The 24158-nt window shown below is 68.0% G+C and carries 24 protein-coding genes; 7 read left to right on the top strand and 17 right to left on the bottom strand.

Going from position 1 to position 24158, the window contains the following annotated elements:
• The first annotated feature begins 163 nt into the window (after window positions 1-163).
• Window positions 164-1336: a cell division protein ZapE gene (gene zapE / locus ACCD06_RS07355; RefSeq protein WP_109075243.1), complete on the top strand. Its 1173-nt coding sequence runs from the start codon at window positions 164-166 to the stop codon at window positions 1334-1336.
• On the opposite strand, the gene bioB is transcribed toward zapE, so the two are convergent.
• From bioB to ACCD06_RS07405, 10 genes are all read right to left on the bottom strand, one after another.
• Window positions 1278-2342, bottom strand: a complete 1065-nt coding sequence (gene bioB, locus ACCD06_RS07360) for a biotin synthase BioB (protein ID WP_413339800.1) — start codon at window positions 2340-2342, stop codon at window positions 1278-1280. The two genes, zapE and bioB, sit on opposite strands and share 59 nt — an antisense overlap.
• Complete coding sequence (locus tag ACCD06_RS07365) at window positions 2342-2935, bottom strand: biotin transporter BioY (RefSeq protein WP_413339802.1); 594 nt, start codon at window positions 2933-2935, stop codon at window positions 2342-2344. The genes bioB and ACCD06_RS07365 overlap by 1 nt, the downstream gene beginning before the upstream one ends.
• 91 nt (window positions 2936-3026) lie before the next feature.
• Entirely contained in the window at window positions 3027-3671 is a 645-nt protein-coding gene (locus tag ACCD06_RS07370) for a GntR family transcriptional regulator (RefSeq protein WP_247882706.1), read from the bottom strand.
• A gap of 74 nt (window positions 3672-3745) precedes the next feature.
• Window positions 3746-4681, bottom strand: a complete 936-nt coding sequence (gene lipA / locus ACCD06_RS07375) for a lipoyl synthase (protein WP_109075239.1) — start codon at window positions 4679-4681, stop codon at window positions 3746-3748.
• Complete coding sequence (locus ACCD06_RS07380) at window positions 4681-5790, bottom strand: 2,3-butanediol dehydrogenase (protein WP_413339805.1); 1110 nt, start codon at window positions 5788-5790, stop codon at window positions 4681-4683. Before ACCD06_RS07380 ends, lipA begins: the two co-directional genes overlap by 1 nt.
• Window positions 5791-5842: 52 nt before the next feature.
• Window positions 5843-6628, bottom strand: a complete 786-nt coding sequence (locus ACCD06_RS07385; RefSeq protein WP_413339807.1) for a glucose 1-dehydrogenase — start codon at window positions 6626-6628, stop codon at window positions 5843-5845.
• 81 nt (window positions 6629-6709) lie between these two features.
• Window positions 6710-7834 (bottom strand): acetoin dehydrogenase dihydrolipoyllysine-residue acetyltransferase subunit, encoded by a 1125-nt coding sequence (locus ACCD06_RS07390; protein WP_413339809.1) that lies wholly within the window; start codon window positions 7832-7834, stop codon window positions 6710-6712.
• A gap of 188 nt (window positions 7835-8022) precedes the next feature.
• Window positions 8023-9054 (bottom strand): alpha-ketoacid dehydrogenase subunit beta, encoded by a 1032-nt coding sequence (locus tag ACCD06_RS07395; protein ID WP_413339811.1) that lies wholly within the window; start codon window positions 9052-9054, stop codon window positions 8023-8025.
• A gap of 38 nt (window positions 9055-9092) precedes the next feature.
• Window positions 9093-10076, bottom strand: coding sequence for a thiamine pyrophosphate-dependent dehydrogenase E1 component subunit alpha (locus tag ACCD06_RS07400; RefSeq protein WP_109075236.1), 984 nt, complete (start codon window positions 10074-10076; stop codon window positions 9093-9095).
• A gap of 32 nt (window positions 10077-10108) precedes the next feature.
• A complete protein-coding gene (locus tag ACCD06_RS07405) occupies window positions 10109-11176 on the bottom strand; it encodes an ATP-NAD kinase family protein (protein ID WP_109075235.1) in 1068 nt (355 codons plus the stop codon).
• Window positions 11177-11521: 345 nt separating this feature from the next.
• Between ACCD06_RS07405 and ACCD06_RS07410 the strand changes: the two genes are divergently transcribed.
• Complete coding sequence (locus tag ACCD06_RS07410) at window positions 11522-12925, top strand: FAD-binding oxidoreductase (protein WP_109155518.1); 1404 nt, start codon at window positions 11522-11524, stop codon at window positions 12923-12925.
• Between the two features lie 192 nt (window positions 12926-13117).
• Here ACCD06_RS07410 and ACCD06_RS07415 read toward each other — a convergent pair whose 3' ends face one another.
• Entirely contained in the window at window positions 13118-13582 is a 465-nt protein-coding gene (locus tag ACCD06_RS07415; protein ID WP_199231854.1) for a YaiI/YqxD family protein, read from the bottom strand.
• Window positions 13583-13759: 177 nt separating this feature from the next.
• Here ACCD06_RS07415 and ettA point away from each other — a divergent pair, with 177 nt between their 5' ends.
• Window positions 13760-15436: an energy-dependent translational throttle protein EttA gene (ettA, locus tag ACCD06_RS07420; protein WP_109155516.1), complete on the top strand. Its 1677-nt coding sequence runs from the start codon at window positions 13760-13762 to the stop codon at window positions 15434-15436.
• Between the two features lie 80 nt (window positions 15437-15516).
• Here ettA and ACCD06_RS07425 read toward each other — a convergent pair whose 3' ends face one another.
• From ACCD06_RS07425 to ACCD06_RS07450, 6 genes are all read right to left on the bottom strand, one after another.
• Window positions 15517-16638 carry a YsnF/AvaK domain-containing protein gene (locus tag ACCD06_RS07425; RefSeq protein ID WP_109155515.1) on the bottom strand — a complete coding sequence of 374 codons (1122 nt, stop codon included), beginning with the start codon at window positions 16636-16638 and terminating at the stop codon, window positions 15517-15519.
• Window positions 16639-16643: 5 nt separating this feature from the next.
• On the bottom strand, window positions 16644-17108 hold the full coding sequence (locus tag ACCD06_RS07430) for a YsnF/AvaK domain-containing protein (protein ID WP_413339815.1): 465 nt from the start codon (window positions 17106-17108) through the stop codon (window positions 16644-16646).
• 19 nt (window positions 17109-17127) lie between these two features.
• The gene (locus tag ACCD06_RS07435; RefSeq protein ID WP_158282065.1) at window positions 17128-17268 is read right to left on the bottom strand and encodes a hypothetical protein; all 141 of its coding nucleotides are present in this window, start codon (window positions 17266-17268) and stop codon (window positions 17128-17130) included.
• Between the two features lie 158 nt (window positions 17269-17426).
• On the bottom strand, window positions 17427-18923 hold the full coding sequence (locus tag ACCD06_RS07440) for a pentapeptide repeat-containing protein (protein ID WP_413339817.1): 1497 nt from the start codon (window positions 18921-18923) through the stop codon (window positions 17427-17429).
• A 193-nt stretch (window positions 18924-19116) separates the two neighbouring features.
• Entirely contained in the window at window positions 19117-19791 is a 675-nt protein-coding gene (locus ACCD06_RS07445; RefSeq protein ID WP_247871099.1) for a phospholipid-binding protein MlaC, read from the bottom strand.
• A gap of 162 nt (window positions 19792-19953) precedes the next feature.
• The gene (locus ACCD06_RS07450; RefSeq protein WP_109155513.1) at window positions 19954-20739 is read right to left on the bottom strand and encodes a VacJ family lipoprotein; all 786 of its coding nucleotides are present in this window, start codon (window positions 20737-20739) and stop codon (window positions 19954-19956) included.
• Window positions 20740-21207: 468 nt separating this feature from the next.
• On the opposite strand from ACCD06_RS07450, the gene ACCD06_RS07455 reads away from it, so the two are divergent.
• The 4 genes from ACCD06_RS07455 (at window position 21208) to ACCD06_RS07470 (ending at window position 24132) form a co-directional block, all read left to right on the top strand.
• Window positions 21208-22203, top strand: a complete 996-nt coding sequence (locus ACCD06_RS07455; protein WP_109155512.1) for an ArsR/SmtB family transcription factor — start codon at window positions 21208-21210, stop codon at window positions 22201-22203.
• Complete coding sequence (metF, locus tag ACCD06_RS07460) at window positions 22200-23105, top strand: methylenetetrahydrofolate reductase [NAD(P)H] (protein ID WP_109155511.1); 906 nt, start codon at window positions 22200-22202, stop codon at window positions 23103-23105. Before ACCD06_RS07455 ends, metF begins: the two co-directional genes overlap by 4 nt.
• Before the next feature lie 75 nt (window positions 23106-23180).
• Window positions 23181-23654: a DUF29 domain-containing protein gene (locus ACCD06_RS07465; protein ID WP_413339821.1), complete on the top strand. Its 474-nt coding sequence runs from the start codon at window positions 23181-23183 to the stop codon at window positions 23652-23654.
• A gap of 4 nt (window positions 23655-23658) precedes the next feature.
• The gene (locus ACCD06_RS07470) at window positions 23659-24132 is read left to right on the top strand and encodes a DUF29 domain-containing protein (RefSeq protein ID WP_247871098.1); all 474 of its coding nucleotides are present in this window, start codon (window positions 23659-23661) and stop codon (window positions 24130-24132) included.
• The last annotated feature ends 26 nt before the right edge of the window (window positions 24133-24158 follow it).

A 24158-nucleotide genomic window follows, 5' to 3' on the forward strand; every position in this document is an offset into this window, starting at 1 on the left:
CCGATGCGCGCAGATGCCGCGCCGCCGTGTTCCCGTCCTGGGAGCCGACATCGCGCCTTGCGCCACCCTGCCATTCCCCGTCACCGTCCCGTCGGCGGTTGCCGGGAGCGGCTCCATCCGCTAGGTAAGGGACCATCTTGGCAGCCGGATTGCCCATAGTCCCATGACCGACGGACCGCTTTCGCTCTACCGCGCCCGCCGCGGCAGCGGCACGCTTCGCCCCGATCCCGACCAGGAACTGGCGGCGGAGAAGTTCCAAAGCCTGTATCAGGCGCTGAAGGGCTATCAGCCGCAGCCCGCCGGCGACGACAGGCCGGCCGGGGGAGGGTGGCTGGAACGGTTCGGCCTGGGCCGCCGCCGCGCCACGCCGCCGCCGCCGGACATCGCCTCCACCGCGCCGCAGGGGCTGTACATCTACGGCAGCGTCGGGCGCGGCAAGTCGATGCTGATGGACCTGTTCTATGAGACCGCCCCGGTCGACAAGAAGCGGCGCGTCCATTTCCACGAATTCATGCTGGAGATCCACCAGCGCATCCACGACCACCGCCAGTCCGGCAAGGGCAGGGGAGACGGCCCGGACGAGGCGCTGCCCGAACTGGCCCGCGCGCTCGCCGACGAGGCGTGGCTGCTCTGCTTCGACGAGTTCCACGTCACCAACATCGTCGATGCGATGATCCTGGGCCGGCTGTTCACCAACCTGTTCGATTTGGGCGTGGTGGTGGTGGCGACCTCCAACTGGCCGCCGGACATGTTGTACAAGGACGGGCTCCAGCGCGAGCTGTTCCTGCCCTTCATCGCGCTCCTCAAGGACAAGCTCGACATCCTGTCGCTGGACGGCCCGACCGACTACCGGCTGGACCGGCTGAAGGGCGTGCCGATCTACCACCACCCGCTGGGCGCCGCATCGGATGCCGCCCTTGCCAAGGCCTTCTCCGACCTGACCGGCGGTGCGGCTGGCGAGCCCTGCCACCTGACGGTGCAGGGCCGCCGCGTCGAGATCGACCGTGCCGCCAAATGCGTGGCCTGGGTCGATTTCTGGAACCTGTGCGGCAAGCCGCTGGGGGCGGCCGACTATCTGGCCATCGCCACCCACTTCCACACGGTCCTGATCAACCACGTGCCCACGATGAAGGACGAGCTGCGCAACGAGGCCAAGCGCTTCATGACGCTGATCGACGCGCTGTACGAGCACAAGGTCAACGTCGTCATCGCCGCCGAGGGCCCGCCCGAACGCCTTTATCCGGAAGGCACCCACGCCTTCGAGTTCGAGCGCACGGTCAGTCGGTTGATGGAGATGCAGAGCGAAGATTACCTGCAACGGCAGCATTTGACCTGACCGGTCCCGGCGCCATCCGCATACCCATCGCCGCCAGCAGTGCGGCATCCTGCGCACGCTGGGGGTTGCCGGTGGTCAGAAGGGTGTCGCCGGTGAAGATCGAATTGGCACCGGCCAGGAAGCACAGGGCCTGCCACTCGTCGCTCATGGCATGGCGGCCGGCCGACAGCCGCACCACGCTGGCCGGCATCAGCAGGCGGGCCAGCGCGACCAGCCGGACGAAGGCGATAGGCGTGGCCGGTTCCGCCCTGTCCATCACCGGGGTGCCGGGAATGGCATTCCACATGTTCAGCGGCACGCTTTCCGGCGGCGGGGCCAGGTTGGCCAGGATGACCAGCATGGCGATGCGGTCGTCCACCGTCTCGCCCATGCCGACGATGCCGCCGCTGCACAGCTTGATCCCGCCTTTCCGGACGAGACTCAGCGTTTCCAGACGGTCGTCCATCGTCCGGGTGGTCGCGATCCGGGGATAATGGGCGCGCGAGGTGTCGATGTTGTGGTTGTAGTAATCCAGCCCCGCATCGCCCAGCCGCCGGACCTGATCGGGCGCCAGCATGCCCAGCGTCACGCAGGTCTCCAGGCCCAGCGCCCGGACGCCTTCGATCATCCGGCAGACACTGTCCAGGTCGCGGTCCTTCGGGCTGCGCCACGCGGCCCCCATGCAGAACCGCGTGGCGCCGGCCTCCCGCGCCTTCCGCGCTTCGGCCAGCACGCTGTCGACCTCCATCAGCTTCGTCGCCTTGACGCCCGTCTTGTGATGGGTGCTCTGCGAGCAATAGCCGCAGTCTTCCGGACAGCCGCCGGTCTTGATGCTGAGCAGCGTCGCCGTTTCGACCTCGGTGGGATCGAAATGCCGGCGGTGCAGGGTCTGCGCCCGGAACAGAAGCTCCGGCAGGGGTAGGTCGTAAAGGTCGCGCGCCTCGGCCTCGGTCCAGGCGACGGATTGGCCGGCATTGGACGCCGTCACTGCTTCCGCCTTGCCTTGGATGTCGGTGGTGGGGTTCATCAGCCGGCCCCCTCCCGACGACAACCGGGCAGGAAGCTGGCCGGCAGTAGGGCCGCGCCGGCGGCGACCACCGCGATCTTCGTCAGGTCGCCCAGGATGAAGGGGGTGAAGCCGAGGTCGAGGAGGCGGCCGGCTGGAACGAAGAGGGCCAGCCACGCGAGGCCCAGCGCATAGACCGCGGCCAGTCCGGCCAACATCGCCCCGACCTTGCCGAAGGTTCCGCGGCCTTGCGCCAGCGTGCCGGTGATCCAGCCCGCAGCGAGATAGCCCACCAGATATCCGCCGGTCGGTCCCGCCATATAGGCGAGCCCGATCCCGCGTTCCGGCGTGCCGGAGAAGACCGGCAGTCCGGCCGCCCCGGCGGCCAGATAGGCGAAGAGGGTAGCGGTGGCAAGTCGCGGACCGGCGGCCACGGCAATCGCCATGACGGCCAGCGTGTGCAAAGTCATCGGCGTCGGCCAGAAGGGCACCTGGATCTTTGCCGACAGCGTGATCAGGCACATGCCGAGCAGAACGGCGGCGCCTGCGGGAATGATCGTTGCCCTGGAGACCGGGCGACCGGTTGCTTCGCTGAGGATCGATGGACGGGTCATGCTGTAAATTTCCAATTATAGATAATCGACAGGGCTATCTATAACGAATCCACAGCCACGCTTCCGGCGCAAGCGAATTATAGATAAACCGTCAGCCAACGATGGCGAAGCTGTCCCGGAGCTTGCCACCGGAAACCGGAACCGGGCGGTGGCCGATCCATTGGACATGGCGCGCAAGGGTGGCGCAGGCGGCATCCACCTGCCCCCGCCGCAGTGCGCCGAGGATCGCGCGATGGTCGTGGTCGGTGCGCGCCTCCCACTCCGACCGCCAGGTGGCGAACAGGAAGCGGGCGCTGGCCGCATGCAGATCGTCGATGGTCGCCAGCAGCCGCGGCATGTTGCAGGGCGCCAGCAGCAACCGGTGGAAGCGCCGGTTGGCTTCCTCCCAACTGCGGACGTCGCGGGAGGAATCGACCGCCCCGGTCGCGTCCTCCGCCTCGTCAAGGATGGCGGCGGTCAGGTTGGGCGCCGCATGGCGCAAGGCCAGGACCTCCAGCGCCGCCCGCATCTCCGCCACTTCCTTCACTTCGGCCAGGGTGAAGGAGGCGACCCGCACGCCGCGGCGCGGTTCGCTGACCACCAGCCCCTGCGCTTCCAGCCGGCGGAACGCCTCCCGCACCGGGACATGGCTTGCCCCGAATTCCTCGGCGATGTGGTCCTGGCGAAGCCGGGAACCCGGGGCGATGGTGCCGGCGATGATCCGCTCCGCCAATACCCGGCTGATGCGGACCGCCAACGTGTCTTCCTTGGGAGCGTTCATTCATAATAGATAAAATGACGACCGCCGAAAGTCGATCAGACTGTCTCGGCTCACTGGGGTGCGGCGGCTCCCATTGCCGACGCCCGTGCCCGCCGCCGCAACTCCTCGAAGTCACGCCCGGCGTGGTGGGAGGAGCGGGTCAGTGGCGTCGCCGACACCATCAGGAAGCCCTTGGCCCGTGCCACCGTGCCGTAGCGCTCGAACTCCTCCGGCGTGACGTGGCGGGCGACCGGGTGGTGGTTGGGGGTGGGGCGGAGATACTGGCCGATGGTCAGGAAATCGACGCCCGCCGCCCGCAGATCGTCCATCACCTGCAACACCTCCGCCGGCTCCTCGCCCAGCCCGACCATGATGCCGGACTTGGTGAAGATCGACGGATCGCGCTCCTTCACCCGCTCCAGCAGGCGCAGCGAGCCGTAATAGCGTGCCCCCGGCCGCACATCGGCATAGAGCCGCGGCACGGTTTCCAGATTGTGGTTGTAGACGTCGGGCCGGGCGTCCGCCACGGTCTCCACCGCCCCCGGCTTGTTGCGGAAATCGGGGGTCAGCACCTCCACCGTCGTGGCTGGCGCGGTCTCACGCAGGCGGCGGATGCAGCGGGCGAAATGAGCGGCACCGCCGTCGGCCAAGTCGTCGCGGTCGACCGAGGTGATGACGACATGGGCGAGGCCCAGTTCGCCCACCGCCTCGGCCAGCCGGTCCGGCTCGTGGGGATCGAGCGCGTCCGGCCGGCCGGTGGCGACGTTGCAGAAGGCGCAGGCCCGCGTGCACACGCTGCCCAGGATCATCACCGTGGCGTGCCGCTTGCTCCAGCACTCGCCGATGTTGGGGCAGGCGGCCTCCTCGCAGACCGTGTTCAGGCCGTGGCGGCGGACGAGCGACTGCGTGTCCTCGAACGCCGCCCCGCCGGGGGCACGGGCGCGGAGCCAGGCCGGCTTCTCGGCCCGATGCTCCGGGCGGGGCTTGTGCATCGCGGGCAGGGCCATCAGTGGACGAGCTCCGGCTGTTCGGCCGCCGCACTTTGCGGCTGCACGATGATCTTCACGTTGCGGTCCTTGTGGGCGACCAGCTCCTCGAAGCCGCCGCTGACGATGTCATCGAGCGTGATGCGGCCGGTGATCAGCGGCTGAACGTCGATGCGGCCGTCGGCGATGAAGCGGATGACGTCGGCGAACTCGCCGTTGTAGGCCAGCGAGCCGATGACCTGCTTCTCGGTGGCGACGATCTCGAAGAAGTTGAAGGAGCTGGGCTCCTCGAAGATGCCGACCAGCACCGCCTTGCCGGCCTTGCGGATCACGTCGATGGCGAGCTTGGCGGTGTCGCGGTGGCCGATGCACTCGAACGACACGTCGGCGCCGTAGCCGCCGGTCAGCGCCTTGACCTCCGCCACCGCGTCGCACTCCTTGGGGTCGAGCACGATGCTGGCGCCGACCTCCAGCGCCTTGGCCTTGCGGGCGGCGGACATCTCCAGGACGATGATCCGGCCGGCGCCCGCCGCCTTCGCGCACATGATGGTGCACAGGCCGATGGTCCCGGCGCCGACCACCACCACGGTCTCGCCGACGATGCTGCCGGCCTTCTTCACCGCATGCATGCCGACCGCCAGCGGTTCGATCAGGGCGCCGGCCTCGGTCGGGAAGCCGTCGGGAAGCTTGTAGAGCAACTCTGCGGGAACGTTGACCAGGCTGGCGAAGGCGCCGTTGTTCATCAGGCCGGTGAAGGCCAGCTTTTCGCAGATGTTGTACATGCCGTGCTTGCAGTAATAGCACTCGCCGCAATGCTGGCAGGCGTCGGCCGCCACCCGGTCGCCGACCGCAAAGCCGGTGACGCCCTCGCCGAGCGTCGCGATCTCGCCGCTGAACTCGTGGCCCAGGATGCACTGGCCCTTCAGGCCGGTCAGCGGGTGGGGGGTGTCGACGGGGATGAAGACCGGGCCGGCGACATATTCATGCAGGTCGGACCCGCAGATGCCGCACCAATGCACCTTGATCTGCACCCAGCCGGCGGGCGGGGCGCCCGGCAGCGGCACGTCTTCGACGCGGATGTCCTTGCGGCCATGCCAGACGGCGGCCTTCATCGTGTCGGTCGAACTCATCGGATGTGTCCTCCGGATTTATTCTTCTGAGCGGGGCAGGCGTTCAGGACGGTCAGGCGAACACCATCCCGCCATCGACCAGCAGGGACTGGCCCGTCATGAAGTCGCTGTCGGACGAGGCGAGGAAGCGGGCGACGCCGACCAGATCGTCGGGCCGCGAAGGCCGGCCCAGCACGGCACCGGCGGCGAACATGTCGAAGGCCTCGTTTTCCGACTTGGTGATGCCGGTGTCGCGGAAACCCTGGTCGATGACCTTCCACATCTCGGTCGCCACCACGCCGGGGCAGATGGCGTTGGCGGTGATGCCGTCCTTGCCGAAGCCGCGCGCGGCGGCCTGGGTCAGGGCCACGACGGCGAACTTGCTGGCGGAGTAATGGGCCAGCGGCTCGTAGCCCTGCTTGCCGGCGATGGAGGCGGTGTTGACGATCTTGCCGCCGCCGCCCTGCCTCTTGAACGTCTTGATCGCTTCCTGCATGCCGATCAGCACGCCCAGCGCGTTGACGTCGTTGACCGTGTGCCAGTCGTCCTCGGTGATGTCGAGGAATGGCTTGGTCTGGGCGATGCCGGCATTGTTGAAGATGACGTCGAGCCGGCCATGGGCCTTCACCGTCTCGTCGATCATGCGGCGGACCGCGGCGCGGTCGCGGACATCGACGGTGACGGCGATGGCGCTGCCGCCGGCGGCGCGGATGGCTTCGGCCACCTGCCGGGCGTCGGCCTCGGTGCGGTCGGCGATGGTCAGCTTGGCACCGTCGGCGGCCAGCGCCTTGGCGATGGTGGCGCCGATGCCGCGGCCGGCACCGGTGACGATGATGCTCTTGTCCTTGAGATCAGGCATGAGCTGTCTCCTGCCGGCGCGCTGGCGGACGGCCTGCGCGCCGGTGGCGAGATGTTCGGAGATGAAGAGCGGGGAGGTGTCTCAGCCCGCCTTGGCGATGTGGTCCTTCAGCAGCGCGTTCACTTTGCCGGCCGCCTCCATCTGCACCATGTGGCCGGCGCCGGGGATGACGGCGACCTGTGCCGTGTTCGCCAGCGCCTGGGCGTGGTCGGCGGGGATGACGCGGTCCTCCTCGCCCCACACGACCAGCGTCGGCGTCCTGGCGTCCGCGATCCCGGATGCCAGCACGCTGGCCTGCCGGCCCTCGGTGAACAGCGACGCCGACAACGCCCGCAGGGCCTCGTCAACGCCGTCCAGCCGCTTGTACTTCAAGAGGTCGTCAACCAGATTGCGGCTGACAAGGCCACGGTCGGCGAACAGCGTCTCCAGGACCGGTTTCAGGTCGCGGCGCGATGTCGCACCGATGAAGCCCTGGATGTAGCCGTGGTCGATCTGCTCGCCCAGGCCGGCCGACGCGATCAGCGACAGCGACGCTACCCGGCCCGGCGCGTCGAGCGCGGTGCGCATCGACACCGCTCCACCCATCGAATGGCCGACGAAATGGGCGCGCTCCACCCCGACGGCATCGAGGAAGCCCAGCACCGCCTGCGATAGGCCGGACAGGCTGGCGTCGGCGATCTGCTTGGTCGACTGGCCATGGCCGGGCAGGTCGAGCGCGTAGACGGTGGCGTTCTCCGCCAGCGCGTCGATGGTGAACAGCCAGTTGTCGAGATCGCCGCCGAAGCCGTGGACCAGCAGGACGGTCGGGCCGCTCTCTCCTCGCTTGGCGTAGCGGATGGTGCCGGCGGGCGTCTCGGCGGTGTGGTATTGCGGGCCGGCCTCGGCCTCGCCGTCGTCTTCGCTGGCCGGCACGGCATAGGCGCTGATGAAGGCGTCGATGTCGTCGTCCGGCACGTCGGGTTCGGCCAGTACGGCGATCAGCGCCTTGACCGGATAGACGGTGCCGGGCTCGCCCAGCACGCGGCGCAGGACGCCGGTCTCTCCCGCCTCGACCACGTTGGTGATCTTGTCGGTCTCGACCTCCAGCAGCTCATCGCCGATGGAGATGGTGGACCCCGGCCGCTTCAGCCAGCCGGTGACCTTGCCCTCCGACATGGACAGGCCCCATTTCGGCATGACGATGGGCTTGATGCGCTCGTTCAACATGTGGTTCAGGCTCCTGGGAATGCTTTTTTGATTGGGGCGTGGTGCCGCCCCGCAGTTCTTTGCCCCCACCCCGACCCTCCCCCGCTGGGCGGGGGAGGGGATTGGCGCTTGTTCGGGAATGGGGCGGAGTTCCCTCCCCTGCGAAGCGGGGGAGGGTTAGGGTGGGGGCAATCAGGCCGGCGCCTACCTCACGCCGCGATGCTGCGCGCCCCCTTGGGCGACAGCGTGCGGCGCACGGCGCTGGCGATGCTGTCGGCGCTGGGGACGTACAGGTCCTCCAGCGACGGCGCGAAGGGCACCGGCGTATGCGGCGCCGTCACCATCTGCACCCCCGCCTTCAGCGCCCCGAAGGCGTTCTGCCCGACGAAGGCCGCGATGTCGGTGGCGAGGTTGCAGCGCGGATGCGCCTCGTCCACCACCACCAGCCTGCCGGTGCGCTCGACGCTCTCGACGATGGTGTCCCAGTCGATGGGCGACAGGGTGCGCAGGTCGATCACCTCCGCTTCGGTGCCGTCCTTCGCCAGGGCGGTAGCAGCTTCCATGGCGCGGTGGACGGTCAGGCCGTAGCTGACGATGGTCACGTCGTCGCCGTCGCGCAGGACGTTCGCCTCGCCGAAGGGGATGGCGTAGCTCTCCGCCGGAACCTCGCATTCCAAGCCGTAGAGGTTCTTGTGCTCGCAGAAAATCACCGGGTCGTTGTCGCGGATCGACTGGATCAGCAGGCCCTTGGCGTCATAGGCGTTGCTGGGGCAGACCACCTTCAGCCCGGGAATGTGGGTGAACAGCGGGGTGAGCATCTGCGAATGCTGGGCGGCGGCGCGGAAACCGGCGCCGACCATGCCCCGGATCACCACCGGCGTCACCGCCTTGCCGCCGAACATGTAGCGGAACTTGGCGGCCTGGTTGAAGATCTGGTCGAAGCAGACGCCCATGAAGTCCAGGAACATCAGCTCCGCCACCGGCCGCAGGCCGCAGGCGGCGGCACCGATGGCGGCGCCGATATAGGCGGATTCCGACAGCGGCGTGTCCATCAGCCGGTTGCCATGCTTGGCGTACAGCCCCTTGGTGACGCCCAGCACGCCGCCCCAGGCGTCATCCTCGCCGTGGGCGCCGGTGCCGCCGACGATGTCCTCGCCCATGACGATGACGGTGGGGTCGCGGCGCATCTCCAGGTCCAGGGCCTCGTTGATCGCCTGCTTCATGCTGATCTTGCGGGACATGTGTTTCCTCCGCGCGTTTGGCGTTTCTTGGAATTGGCTCAGTAGGTGACGTAGACGTCGCTCAGCAGGTCTTCCGCCGCCGGCAGCGGGGCGGCCTTGGCGGCGCGCACGGCGTCCTCGATCAGCGCGTTCACCTCGCGGTCGACCGCCTGCAACTCCTCCCGTGCGATCACCCCGGCCTCGATCAGCCGTTCCGACAGGATGGTCAGGCAGTCGCGCGACGCGCGGATCGCCTCCAGCTCGCCCTTGGCGCGGTAGGTCTGGGCGTCGCCTTCGAAATGGCCGTAGAAGCGGACCATGTTGCATTCCAACAGCGCCGGACCGCCGCCGTCGCGGGCGCGGCGGATGATCTCGCCGGCCGCCTCGTAAACCGCGAAGAAGTCGGTGCCGTCCACCGTGACCCCCGGCATGCCGAAGCCGGTGGCGCGGTCGACATAGCTGTCGCAGGACACCGCCCATTCCATCGCCGTGGATTCGGCGTAGCCGTTGTTCTCCACCACGAAGACCACCGGCAGGTTCCACACCGCGGCGAGGTTCAGGCTCTCCAGGAAGGTGCCCTGGTTGGACGCGCCGTCGCCGACGAAGGTGATGCCGACGCCGCGGTCGCCGCGCACCTTGGCCGCCAGCGCCGCGCCGCAGATCAGCGGCGCGCCGGCGCCGAGGATGCCGTTGGCCCCCATCATGCCCTTGGACAGGTCGGCGATGTGCATCGACCCGCCCTTGCCCCGGCAGGCGCCGGTGGAGCGGCCGTAGATCTCCGCCATCATCGCGTGAACGTCGACGCCCTTGGCGATGCAGTGGCCATGGCCGCGGTGGGTGGAGGCGATGCGGTCGTTGTCGTTCAGGTGCATCATGATGCCGGTGGCGCAGGCCTCTTCGCCGGCATAGAGGTGGACGAAGCCGGGGATGTCGCCCTTGGCGAAATCGACGTGCAGCCGCTCCTCGAACTCGCGGATCGTCCGCATGGTGCGGTAGGCCTTCAGCAACTCGTCCTTGCCGAGGGGGAAGGGATTCTGGGCCATGAGGTGTTTTCTCCCTGACTGGTGTTTGGTGGTTAGAAGGCGGCCGTGACGGGCACCGGGGTGCCGGTCAGCAGCCGGTTCTGGCCGGCGTGCCGCATGACCGCGGCGACGTTGACCGTGCGGAAGGCGTCGTCCCGGAGCGTCAGGGACAGACGGTCGCGTTCGGTGAAGGACAGTTCGCGCTCGCCATCCAGCGCGATGGAGCCGGCGGTGACCTCCGGCACGAAGGCCACGTCGGCCGGCATGCGGCGCCAGTCGGTGACGCCGACGCGCGCCATCATCCCCGGCGCGATGGGGGCGTGGAGCGTGGTGGTGCCCTTGCGGCAGTCGGCGTCGGGTGACAACCGCACCATCAGGCCGCCGCTCTCCTCGCGGCCGACGGGTTCCAGCAGGCCGGCGATGGCCGACATGCCGATCACCTCCGGGTCGGCGAAGGTGACGTAGAGTTCGCGGAAATTCTCGGTCCGCCAAAGGGCGCGGGCGCCGATGTAGCGCTCCGTCACCAGCGCCACGTCGACCAGCGCCATCTCGGTGACGGCACCGCCGTTTGCCCCGCGGTCGAGGGACACGTCGATGCGCTTGTTGGCGGCGAAGGCGATGTGCGGCGGCACCCGCCCGGTCACCGCCAGCCCGGTGGCGAGCCCGGTGATGGTCGGCTCCCGGTGTTCGGGGAAGGCGTTGTTGGTGCCGGTGGAGATGCCGGCGATCGGCACCGTCCCGCATTCGGCCGCCACCGCCCGGTGGGTGCCGTCGCCTCCCAGCACCACCAGGGCCGACACGCCGGCCCGCCGCATCTCGGCGGTGGCGCGATGTGTATCGGCGACCGTGCCGGTGATCGGCATCGAAACCGGGTGGAGAGCGGGATAGATGTCCTCGCCGCGTGAGCGGGCACGCATCATGCCGCGGTCTACATGGGCGCGGATGCCGCCATTCTCCGGCATCATCAGAACGTCGCGCACGCCGCAGGCATGCAGCGCCGCCAGCACCCGCAGGAGGATGTTCGCCCGGTCGGCGATCTGCAGGCTGGTGGCGTTGGCGACGACCCGGCGGATGTCGCGGGCGGAAACCGGATTGGCGACGATGCCGACGACCGGAGCCAAGATTGCGCCTCCCCCTCGTTGCGGCGCGCCGTTGATCGACGCGCGGTTCGAAGGGGTAAGAGCAACCGCCGTGCCAGATGGTCAGTTCAGCGGATTTTCTTGATTTTCAACGGTCGGAGGTGATGCGGCGGGGTGGGGCGTTGCAACAGGTGTTGCACGGACTGTTGCGCCGCCGGTGCAACAGGTGTGGCGGTTTCTGTGTCAGGGTGTCGCCAACCTGTGGCATCCCGGCATCCCACCCCTGCACAGCGCCCGTCTTGCCAAGGGCTTGCCTGCCGCTTTAGCCTCGCTTGGTCATACCAATGAACCATCCCAATGAATCTTGGAGCGGGGAGGACAACACCCATGACCGTCATCGCCACCACCCAGCCGCGCGCGGCCCTGACCGAGGAGGCTCGGGCCGAGCTGACGGCTCTGCTGGGCGACCGGTTCACCACCTCCCTGCCGGTGCGCGAGCATCACGGCAAGGACGAGTCCTATCACACGCCCTGTCCGCCGGATGGCGTCGCCTTCGCCAACTCGACCGAGGAAGTCAGCGCGATCGTGAAGATCTGCGCGAAGCACAAGCTGCCGGTCATTCCTTTCGGCACCGGCACCTCGCTGGAGGGTGGCATCGCCGCGCTGGCCGGCGGCATCACCATCGATCTGTCGGGCATGCAGCAGATCCTGCGCGTCAGCCCGGAGGATCTCGACGTCACCGTCCAGGCCGGCGTGACCCGCAAGCAGTTGAACGAGCATCTGCGCGACACCGGCCTGTTCTTCCCCATCGATCCCGGCGCCAACGCCTCGTTGGGCGGCATGACGGCGACGCGGGCCAGCGGCACCAACGCCGTGCGCTATGGCACGATGCGGGAGAATGTCCTGGGCCTGACCGTGGTTCTGGCTGACGGCCGCGTCATCAAGACCGGCGGGCGGGCGCGCAAATCGGCGGCCGGCTATGACCTGACCCGCCTGTTCGTCGGCTCCGAAGGCACGCTCGGCATCATCACCGAGGTGACGCTGAAGCTCTACGGCATCCCCGAGGCCATCTCGTCGGCCGTCTGCGCCTTCCAGACCATCAAGGGCGCCGTCGACACGGTGATCCAGACCATCCAGGTCGGCGTTCCGGTCGCCCGCATCGAACTGTTGGACGAGGTGCAGATCGACGCCGTCAACAAATACTCCAAGCTCGACTACGCGGTCGCCCCGACCCTGTTCTTCGAATTCCATGGCACCGAGGCCGGCGTGAAGGAGCAGGCGGAGATGGTCGCCGCCATCGCGCAGGAACATGGCGGCATGGAGTTCGCCTGGGCCACCCGGCCGGAAGACCGCAGCAAGCTCTGGCAGGCCCGGCACGACGCCTACTACGCCGCACTCGCGCTGCGTCCAGGGTCGAAGGGCTGGCCGACCGACGTGTGCGTGCCGATCTCGCGTCTGGCCGACTGCATCCTGGAGACCAAGCAGGATCTGGCCGAGTCCAACATGCTGGCCCCGATGGTCGGCCATGTCGGCGACGGCAACTTCCACCTCGTCTATGTCCTCGACCCGGAGAACCCGGCCGAGTTGGCCGAGGCCCAGCGCCTTGCCGACAAGATGGTGACCCGCGCGCTGGAGATGGGCGGCACCTGCACCGGCGAACACGGCATCGGTTACGGCAAGATGGCGTTCCTGGAACAGGAGACCGGCGAAGCGTTCAACGTCATGGGCGACCTGAAGCGCGCCTTCGATCCGGACAATCTGCTGAATCCGGGCAAGGTGGTTCGGGTGTAGGGGCGGATTGCCCCCACCCCAACCCTCCCCCGCTCTCAGCGGACCTACGGTCCGCCTGCCGCGTCAGCACAAAGCGAAGCTTTGTGCGAGAGCTGGGCGGGGGAGGGGGCAAGTGCTTGTTCGGAAAAGTGGCGGCAGCCCCTCCCCCGCCCAGCGGGGGAGGTTAGGTGGGGGCAACCGTTGCGTCAGCTCTCACCGGAACTTCGGCCGGCGCCCCGCCTTCAGCGCCTGTACCGCCTGGTCCAGCGTCTGCAGGAACTGCGACTTGTCGCGCTGGCTCATCGGAGCGTTGCCGCCGCCGACCACGCCCATGTCGCGCAAATCCTGCATCAGCGCGCGGGTGGCGAGCGCCGAGCCGACGCTGTCCGGTGTGAATGGGCGCCCGGTCGGGCCGATCACCACCGCGTTGCGCTTCACGCAACGGTCGGCGAGCTGGATGTCGGCGGTCACCACGATGTCGGTCGGGCCGGCCTGTTCGGCGATCCAGTTGTCGGCGGCGTCGAAGCCGTCGCTGACCACCACCAGCTCCGCCATGCACTCGGTCGGCAGGCGCAAGGGCGCGTTGGCGACGATCCACACCTTGCAGCCGGTGCGGCCGGCGACCTTGTAAATCTCGGCCTTGACCGGGCAGGCGTCGGCATCGACGTAGATTTCCACTTTGGAACTGACCAATCCTCTTCCTCCTGTTGCCGCCCGATCCCCGCGAGTCGGCTCAACAAGGTTTCATGCAAGCTCCTTATGCGCTAAAACCGGACCCTAGCGACAGGGTGCCGTAGAACCGCAAGGAATGGGCGGCGCCAATTCTCACATCTTTTCGGAAGGTCGGAGCGGCGCATGGCGTCCTACCAGTATGTCTATGTCATGAAGGGCCTGAGCAAGGTCTATCCTGGCGGCAAGAAGGTTCTCGACAACATCTGGCTGTCGTTCCTGCCGGGTGTGAAGATCGGCGTGCTCGGCGTCAACGGCGCCGGTAAGTCGACCCTGATGAAGATCATGGCCGGTCTGGACAAGGACTACTCCGGCGAGGCCTGGGCGGCCGAGGGCGCCAAGGTCGGCTACCTCTCGCAGGAGCCGCAGCTGGACCCGACCAAGAACGTCCAGGAAAACGTCATGGAGGCGCTGAAGGAGACGAAGGCGCTGCTCGACCGCTTCAACGAAGTGTCGAACCTGATGGCCGATCCGGACGCCGATTTCGATGCGCTGCTGGCCGAACAGGGCGAGCTGCAGGAGAAGATCGACGCGGCCGACGCCTGGGACATCGACCGCACGGTCGAGATCGCCATGGACGCCCTGCGCTGCCCGCCGGGCGACGCCGACGTGACCAAGCTGTCGGGCGGTGAGCGCCGCCGCGTCGCTCTCTGCAAGCTGTTGCTGGAAAAGCCCGACCTGCTGCTGCTCGACGAGCCGACCAACCACCTCGACGCCGAATCGGTCGCCTGGCTGCAGAAGCACCTGGAGGACTACAAGGGCACCGTCGTGCTGGTCACCCACGACCGCTACTTCCTGGACAGCGTCACCGGCTGGATCCTCGAACTCGACCGTGGGTCGGGCATTCCGTGGGAAGGCAACTACTCGTCCTGGCTGGAGCAGAAGCAGAAGCGCCTGGAGCAGGAAGGCCGCCAGGAGGAAGCCCGGCAGAAGCAGCTGGCCACCGAACTGGAGTGGATCCGGCAGTCCCCGCGCGCCCGTCAGGCCAAGAGCAAGGCACGTATCACCGCCTACGAGACGTTGCTGGCCGAAAGCGCCAAGGAGCAGGGCGGCGAGACGCGGATCGTCATTCCGGTGCCGCCGCGCCTGGGCAACGTCGTCATCGAGGCGGAGAACATCGCCAAGGGCTTCGGCGACCGCCTGCTGATCGACGGCCTGTCCTTCCGGCTGCCGCCGGGCGGCATCGTCGGCGTCATCGGCCCGAACGGCGCCGGCAAGACCACGCTGTTCCGCATGATCACCGGGCAGGACGGGCCGGACGCCGGCACCTTCCGCGTCGGCGACACGGTGAAGCTCGGCTATGTCGACCAGAGCCGTGACAGCCTCGACGCCAAGAAGACGGTGTGGGAGGAGATCTCCGACGGGCTGGATCTGGTCGAGCTTGGCAAGAAGACCATGCCCAGCCGCGCCTATGTCTCCAGCTTCAACTTCCGCGGCCCCGACCAGCAGAAGAAGGTCGGCCAGCTGTCGGGCGGTGAGCGCAACCGCGTCCACCTCGCCAAGATGCTGAAGTCCGGCGCCAACGTCCTGCTGCTCGACGAACCGACCAACGACCTGGACGTCGACACGCTGCGGGCGCTGGAAGACGCGCTGCAGGCGTTCGCCGGCTGCGCCGTGGTCATCAGCCACGATCGCTGGTTCCTCGATCGCATCGCCACCCACATCCTGGCCTTCGAGGGCGAAAGCCACGTCGAATGGTTCGAAGGCAACTTCCAGGATTATGAGGCCGACAAGAAGCGCCGCCTGGGCGCCGACGCCGACCAGCCGCACCGCATCAAGTACAAGCCGCTGGTCCGCAGCTGATCCTGTAGGCTGAACGAAAAAGGCCGCCCCCTCCGGCTGGAAGGGGCGGCCTTTTTCATGTCCGCGAACGGTAAGTCCGGTCAGCGGGTGACGTCGTCCGACCGGTCGGTGCGGCGGTCGCGCAGGTTCTCGTCCCGCGTATCCTCGATCTCGACCTCGGTGCGGCGGACGGTGTCGCGGACGCTCTGGGCGCGCTCCTCGACATCCTTGCGGACCACGACCGTCTCGCGGACATGGGCGGTCTTGCTGACCACCGCTTCCTCGTCGGTCTCCGTCACCTCGATGGTGCGTTCGCGGAAGGCGTCGGCCGGAACCTCAGTGCTGCCCTCCACCATGCCGCCGGGGCGGCGCTCGACGGTGACCGTCTCGTCACGCAGGCGCACCTGCTCCTCGACCGGCGTCTCGACGACATAGCTGCGGACGCGGACGCCACCGCGCTCGACCGTGCGCTTGCCGATGTTGACCTGCTCCTCGACAACCGGGATCTGCTCCTCGCGTTCGGACGTGCCGCTGCGGGTGCGTTCGGTGTTCACGTCGCGCATGGCCGCCGCGGCGCCGGTCAGGCCGGTCCCTTCGGTGGTGGTGCGGCCCGGCGAATAGCGCAGCCGCTCCTCTTCCGCCGAGCGGTCGTCATAATAGTCGGCGGTCTCGTCGTAGCCGGTCCAGCCGGACTCGCGATAGGCGCTACCGCGTTCCTCGACATCCACCACATTGCCGCGCTCCAGCACCTCCATGGCGCGGTCGACATCGTCCTCGTCCAACCGGACCTTCAGCAGCGAGCCGCCGCGGCGGACGCCTTCGGCATAGACCTCCGCATCCCGGTTCGGGACTCCCCAGCCGGCGAGGCGGGTCAGCATGCCCCCCGAACCGGTGCCGGTCGTGGACCCCGTGTAGCCCGCGGTCCCCGTCGCCGTCGTGCCGGTCCCGATGCCGCTGCCCGGCACTGTGTTGGGCGAGGCGACATAGCCGGTGGACAGGTCGGTGCGGGCCATGCCGCTGGCCGCGCCCAGCGACGCGTCGCCGGTGGTGGTGCCCATACCGGTTCCGGTCGCGGACGTCCCGCCGCTCCAGCCGCCGCCGATCAGGTCGCCGTGCGACAGGATTTCGATGGCGCTGGACTCGAAACCGGCGGCCTGCAGGTCGCGCGAGGCGGTTTCGGCGTCGGATCGGTGGTCGTAGAGGGCGACGATGGTCTTGGTCATCGGCTTTACTCCTCAGACATGTTCTGATTGGGGGACCGGACGGGTGCGGTCGGGGCTGTGACCCGCTCCACCACCGCCTCTTCGGAACGCAGGGTGACGGGCTGCTCGAATTCGACGGTGCGCCTGGATTTGCGGATGTGCAGTTCTTCGCGGAGGATCAGGCGGCGTTCCACCACCAGCACTTCCTCGACCAGCGGGATCACCGTCACGTCCCCTTCCTGGCGGATGCCGGGATGGGCGTCGATCTCGCGATCGATGGGCACGCGGGTGACCGTGGCCTCTTCATGCTCCAGCGCTTCGCGGACCATCTCTTCGCGTTCGGAAACGCGCGTGGTGACGCGGACGCGGCTTCGTTCCACCCGCTGCTTGCCGACGGTCACCGACTCGTCGTGCAGGGGAATGACCGCATCGCCTTCGCCATCGCCTTTGTCGGCGCTCCGGGCGAGGGGCGGTCCGTTGTCGGCCGTCATGGCGGCGGGTGCTGCCGGGTCAGCGGAACAGGAGATAGAGGACGATCGCGACCACGATCAGGCCGATGATGATCCACATCCAGTTCATGCCCGAACTGCCGGCCCCGCCGTCGGAGCCGTCATACACACCAACTTTCCTGGGCTTCTGTTCGTCTGCCATGGGAGCCTCCTTCGGGTGTCGACCGGCGGGCTCTTGCTCCCATCCGGCGTGCTCCCTTCAAACAGGAGGTCCTTTGGATCGTTCCCCCTGTTCGTTTCGGAGAATCAACGATCCTGTGTTTTCGAACGATTTGGCGGAAGGCGGAATGAATGCCGGCCTCAGCCGGCCATCTTCTGGTGCTCCAGGAAGGCGGTCTTCAGCAGCGCCTTCAGGTCGTCGCCATATTGGTGGAAGCGGACGGACAGCTGGCCGCGCTCCTCGTCGCGATGCAGGACGACAAGGTTGGCGACGGCGGCCACCTCCTGCCGGTCGGCCAGAACGACGCGGGCCTGGAAGGTCTGGCCGCGCTGGTAGGGCTGGTTGACCGCCAGCAGGCACAAGCCCCCCACCGACCAGTTGCGGGCCGGGAAGCTGCCATGGTCGGTGTGGACGACCATGCCGGGCCGGACGAAGCGCTTCTGCCGCCGCCGCTCTTCCGGTGGGGGAGGGGGGAAGGGGCTGGACGCGCCGGGCATGTCGATGCCGGACCGGTCGGTCAGCGCGTTCTTGAACACGGCGCCCCGCACCACCGCCGGCCCCATGGTGGAGTCGCGCAGGTCGGAGTCCGAGAAGTCGGCGCCTTCGAAATTGGCCGGCCAGTCGCGACCGCCGGCCAGCGGCACCGGTCTTGCGTCCACACCATTCATCAGCGTGTGCGCCAGATAGGCGCGGCGCAGGGTGGCTCCGCGCAGCACGGCGTCGCGCAGGTCGGCCTCGTCCAGATCGATATAGGATAGCTCCGCCATTTCCAGGCTGGCCTTGGTCAGGCGGGCGCCGGGCAGGCGGCAGCGGCGCAGCCGGGCCGCCGCCAGCGTCCGCCCATGCAGGTCCGCTCCGGCCACCGACACGAGGTCGAGGTCGAGCCGCGCCCCCTCCGCGCCGCCGCTGTCGACCCAGCGCTCGTGCCGCTCCACCAATTCCAGGAACTCGGCGACCGGCATCGCGGTGTAGCTGGGCCGAACGATGGCGTCGGGGGGCAGGGCGAAGGGGATGAAGGTGCGGGTCAGGGTGGCGTGGTCCATCACCGTGTTGCCGAACACCGCCCCGTCCAGATTGGCGCCGCAGAAATCGGTGCCCATCAGCACGGCCGAGGTCAGTTCCGCCCCGGTCAGGTCGGCATCGTTCAGGTCGGCGCCGGTCAGGTCGCAGCCGGAGAAGTTGGCGCCGGCCAGGATCGACCGTTCCATCTTCGCTTCGGTCAGTCGGGTGGTCCCGGTGCCGCGGGCCGTCGGGCTGCCGTCCGTTCCGCCGCTGTCCACCAGTTCGCCGGCGCGGAAATCGGCGCCGCGCAGGTTGGCGTCGGTCAGCAGCGCACGGTGCAGGTTGGCGCCGCGCAGATCGGCGCCGGTCAGGATGGCGCCGGTCAGGTTCACCGCCTCCATGTCGGCGCCGAACAGATCGGCCTGCGACAGGTCTGCCTTCACCATGCGGGTGTTGCTGAGATTGGCCCCGGCCAGCTTAGCGCCGGCCAGCGACACGCGCTCCAGGTTCAGCCGCGACAGGTCGCGGAAGCTGAGGTCGGCGCGCCGGCCGCTGGACGGACGCTTCAGCCACGCCTGATGCGCCTGGATGATCGTCCGGAATTCGTCGATCTCTTTCGGATCGCGTTCGGCCATGGCGTCGGGTTCCCGGATCCACCGTATGACGAAAGACAGCAGCGTCGGGGCAACGATAGCCCGTTCGGGCAGGCGCGTCACGGTTTCTGAACGGCCGGCCAATGGCAGCACCGGCAAGCTGAACAAGGAAAAGGCCGCTTCCCGTCGGGAAAGCGGCCTTTTGCGGATTGTTGTCTGCCTGGCCGCCCGGCTGTCAGCCGGTGCGGCCGACCTTCTGGCGCAACGCCTGGATCAGGCCGTCGACGCGGCCGCCATTCTGTTCGATGACGGAAGCGAATTCCTGCCGCTGGGTCACGCCCATGCTGACATTCTCCACCACCACGTCGATGATCTTGTAATCGGCGCCGACCTTGCGGACACGCCAGCTGACATTCACCGGCGGGCCGTTGGGGCGGACGATCTGCGTCGTCACCATGCTGTCCGATTCACCGGCCGGGGTGACGCCGGTGATCTTGAAGGTCTCGCCCGAATATTCGACGAAACGCTCGGCATAGGTGTTGACGATCAGCTGTTCGAACAGCTTCTGGTACTCGGTCCGCTGCGCCTCGTTGGCGCTGTTCCAGTAGCGGCCCAGCACCCAGCGCCCGATGTACGGCACGTCGAAGCCGGCGTACAGCAGCTTGCGGAAGCGCTGGATCGCCTGATCGCGCGACAGGCTCTTGTCCGAGAAGGTTGCGATGGCGTCGTTCCCCAGTTTCTGGATGAACGAGGCTGCCCCCTGGTCCGCGCTCTGCGCTGCGGCGGGAGAGATGAGAGAGTGCCCGGCCCAACCGCTCACCGCGAGCAGGGCAGCGGACGCGACAAACTGGCGGCGTGTCAGCATGATGGGGCGAAAGGTGGCTGTTGCGGCGACTTTGTCAACGGTCATCTGGCCTTTGGGCGGCATCTGAACGCTTTTGGGACGGTCCCGACCGGGTCTCGGCCCACGCCCGCCGGATCGGACGCCGCCGGATGGCCGCTCCCAACCCGAAGGGCAGGGTGCGGCAATTCCGGTGCGGCCCCCGGCGCGGCCATGGCATCGATGAGGTGCTCAGGGCTTCGGCGGCGTGGTGAAATCCGGGAATTCCGGCGTCGTATCCGCCTTGTTGTTGTTGATCGCCGCCCGGCGCTGCTGCTGGTACAGGCTGCGCACGGTGGCGTAGAAGTCCAGCGAGTTGCGGCGCAGGTCGTCGATCTCCTTCAGCACCTCCGACCGGCGGTCGACGGCGCTGACGATACCGCGGGTCATATAGATGCCCTTGTGGTCGGTGCCGTAGGCCCAGATGCGGATCGGGTCGCCGACGGTGTCGACGGCATAGCCGGCGGTGTCGCGCAGGTTCGACGGGCCGAGCAGCGGCAGGACCAGATACGGGCCGTCGCCGACGCCCCACACTGCCAGGGTCTGGCCGAAATCCTCCGGCGCGTGCGGGATGCCCGCCTCGCTGGCGACGTCGGCGAGACCGCCCACGCCAAGGATGGTGTTGGTCAGGAAGCGGCCGGTGGCGTTCGATGCCCCTTCGACATTGCCCTGCAGCAGGTTGTTGGCGATGTAGAGCGGCGCCATCAGGTTGTCGATGAAGTTGTGGACCGCCTCGCGAACCGGATCGGGCACGACACCCACATAGACCTCCGCCGCCGGGCGGATCACCAGGACGTCGGCCGCCTCGTTGGCGGCGAAGACGAAGCGGTTGGGGATTTCCAGCGGATCGCTGACCCGGTAGGCCGCATCCGAAGCACCCGAGTCGCCCGGATTGGTCGCGCAGGCGGTGGCCGTCAGGGCGAAGGCCAGGACGGTGGCCGTACGGAGGAGGGAGCGGGAAAGGCTGGCCAGCTTCATGTGCGACGGCTCTTTATCTGTGGGCTCGACTCAGGTGCGGGGCGTCGCATGTCCTGTCCACAACCGAAGACTCCGATGTCCGAAGTCCTCAACCTTGGCAAGGTGGCTACGCGGTCGGGGGGAAGATTGGGCGAGATATCGCAGAATTTCCACCGTTTCCTGACCTAACACAGGCTTGACCCTTTGACCAGCATGCGCGGGCCCGCCCTCCGGAACGGCGCAACGATTGTGGCGGCTTTGCCGCAGAACCCCGGTAAAGCTTGCGCAGGGTCGGCTCGGACCGCGGAACTGCGCAGTGAAAGCGGCCGGGCGAGGCCGTTTCGCGGCCATTGCCGCCGCCGTTCGCGAAAAGCGGTTTACGACGCATAAAGATATCTTTATATCTGTATCCGGAGCGGCCGGGCATGGTGCACCGGCCGGCCACCACCCTCTCCGGCCCTCCCCCTGGCCCGAATCGGACGTGAGGCGATGGACGATCTGCTTGCGACGCTGAAGGCGGCGGCCGAAACGACCCGGCTCAGGCTGCTCGCGCTCTGCGCGCATGGCGAACTGACGGTGACGGAGCTGACCCAGATCCTGGGCCAGAGCCAGCCGCGCGTCTCGCGCCATCTGAAGCTTCTGTGCGATGCCGGACTGCTCGACCGCTTCCGCGAGGGCACCTTCGCCTTCTACCGCCTCGCCGAGAAGGGGCAGTCGGCCGAGCTGGCGCGGGTGCTGGTCGCCGCCATCCCCGCCGACGATCCCACCCTGATCCTGGATCTGGAGCGGCTGGACGCCATCAAGCGCGCCCGGTCGGAGACCGCCGCCGCCTATTTCCGTGAGAATGCCGCGCGCTGGCACGAAATCCGCTCCCTTCACGTTGCGGAAGGCGAGGTCGAGGCCGCCCTGCTGCGCCTGTTCCCGGAAGAGGGGGTGGAGGAACTGCTGGATATCGGCACCGGCACCGGAAGAATGCTGGAGGTGCTGGCCGGGCGCGTCCATCGCGCGATCGGGGTAGACCAGTCGCGCGAGATGCTGGCCGTCGCCCGCAACCGGCTGGAGGAGGCGGGCCTGCGCCACTGCCATGTCCGGCAGGCCGACATGTACCAGCTGCCGTTCCCGTCCGGCTCCTTCGACGCCGCTGTGATCCATCAGGTGCTGCATTATACCGAATCGCCGGCCGGCGTCCTGGCCGAGGCGGCGCGGGTCCTGCGCCCCGGCGGCCTGCTGCTGGTCGTCGATTTCGCCCCCCATCATCTGGAAGCCCTGCGCGAGGAGCATGCGCACCGCCGCCTGGGCTTCTCGGACGCCGAGGTCGCCGGCTGGTGCCGCCAGTCGGGCCTGGATTGCGGCCCGGTGGTGCATCTGCCGGGCGACCCCCTCACCGTTTCGATCTGGCCGGCCACCCGTATTGCGGCCGGCGCGCAAATTCCTTCCCCGCAAGTCCAAAAGCCAGCCCACTCGCTCAGCGGAGTTCCGTCATGACCGCGCCCACCTCTGCGCTGCCCTCCATCAGCTTCGAGTTCTTCCCGCCCAAGTCGGAGAAGATGGAGCAGAGCCTGTGGCAGTCGATCCGGCGGCTGGCCCCGCTCTCGCCCAGCTTCGTGTCGGTGACCTACGGCGCCGGCGGCTCTACCCGCGAACGCACCCATGCCACCGTCTGCCGCATCCAGGCGGAAACCGGCATCCCGGCCGCCGCCCACTTCACCTGCGTCGGCGCCACCCGCGACGAGATCGACGCGATCGCCCGCACCTATTGGGACGCCGGCATCCGCCATCTGGTGGCGCTGCGCGGTGACCCGCCGGAGACCGCCGGCGGCGTCGGCGGCCGGTACGAGCCGTTCCCCGGCGGCTATGCCTATGCCGCCGATCTGGTCGCGGGGATGAAGCGCATCGCCGATTTCGAGATCTCGGTCGCCGCATATCCGGAATCCCATCCGGAGGCGCCGAGCGCCCAGTTCGACCTCGACAACCTGAAGCGCAAGGTCGATGCTGGCGCCACCCGTGCCATCACCCAGTTCTTCTTCGACAACGACGCCTATTTCCGCTTCCTCGACCGCTGTGCCGCGGCTGGGATCCATGTGCCGATCGTCCCCGGCATCCTGCCGATCACCAACTTCGCCCGCGCGGTGGAGTTCGCCGGCAAGTGCGGCGCATCGATGCCGAAGAAGCTGGCCGAGACCTTCGAGGGCCTGGACGACGACCCGGAAACCCGCCAGCTCGTCGCCGCGACCGTGGCCGCCGAGCAGTGTCAGGCGTTGCAGGCCCAGGGCGTGAATGACTTCCATTTCTACACGCTGAACCGGTCGGATCTGACCATCGCCATCTGTCGCATGCTGGGCGTCAAGGCGAAGGCCGTGCCCGCCGCGGCGGCGGTGGCGGGATAAGGCACCAGACGCCGCCCTATGCTACGCTGGGGCGGCGGAACTGGGCAGCTGAACGGGGCGCGGGAGGGCGATGCCATGGACAGCCGGATCGGGTACGACACGGACTTCTACGCCTGGACCCAGGAACAGGCGAGGCTGCTGCGCGAAGCGGCGACTGAACGCTCCAACTCGCCCATTGATTGGGAGCACATCGCCGAGGAGCTCGACATCATGGGCGGTCAGGTCAAGGACGCGATCCGCAGCCATCTGGCCACGGTGATCGAGCATCTCCTGAAGCTGGAGCAGTCGCCCGATCCCTATCCACGCCGGAAGTGGCGGATCTCCGCGACCAAGGCCCGCCGCCATCTGCAGGACAAGTTGGAGGAGCATCCAAGCCTGAAGCGCTGGCCCGCCGAAATCCTGGAGAAGGCGTGGCTCGACGGCCGCGACGACGCCTGCCAGGACGACAGCATCGCCATCGACGCGCTGCCGAAGGAGTGCCCCTACGCTCTGGAGGATCTGCGCGATCCCGACTGGTGGCCGGTGAACCGGCATGGGCTGGAGGGCTGACGACATGGACAGCCGGATCGGATACGACACCGACTTCCTCGCCTGGACCGAGGAGCAGGCGCGCCTGCTTCGTGAGGCGTCGCGCGAGCGCATCAACACGCCCATCGACTGGGAGAATGTCGCGGAGGAGATCGAAAGCATGGGCCGATCGGAATTGCGCGCGGTCGAAAGCGCGCTGGTCCGTGTGATCGAACATCTGCTGAAACTGGAATACTCGCCCGCAGGCGAACCGCGTGGCAACTGGCGCCGTACCGTCCGCGAGCAGCGCGACCAGGCAATCGACGGCCTGGAGGACAGCCCCAGCCTGCGCGGCAAGATCGACCTCACCAAGGCTTATCGGCGCGGTCGCGACTATGCGGCCGAAGGGCTGGAGCAGGACAGGCTGTCTGCCGATCTGATGCCTGCCGACTGCCCCTATTCGCTGGAACAGCTTCTCGACACCGGCTGGTGGCCCACCAACCGCCACGGCCTCACCTGACCACACTGCTTCTGCTCTGAACCCGC

The organism is Azospirillum sp. CT11-132, from assembly GCF_047302835.1.
Classification (GTDB): Bacteria; Pseudomonadota; Alphaproteobacteria; order Azospirillales; family Azospirillaceae; genus Azospirillum.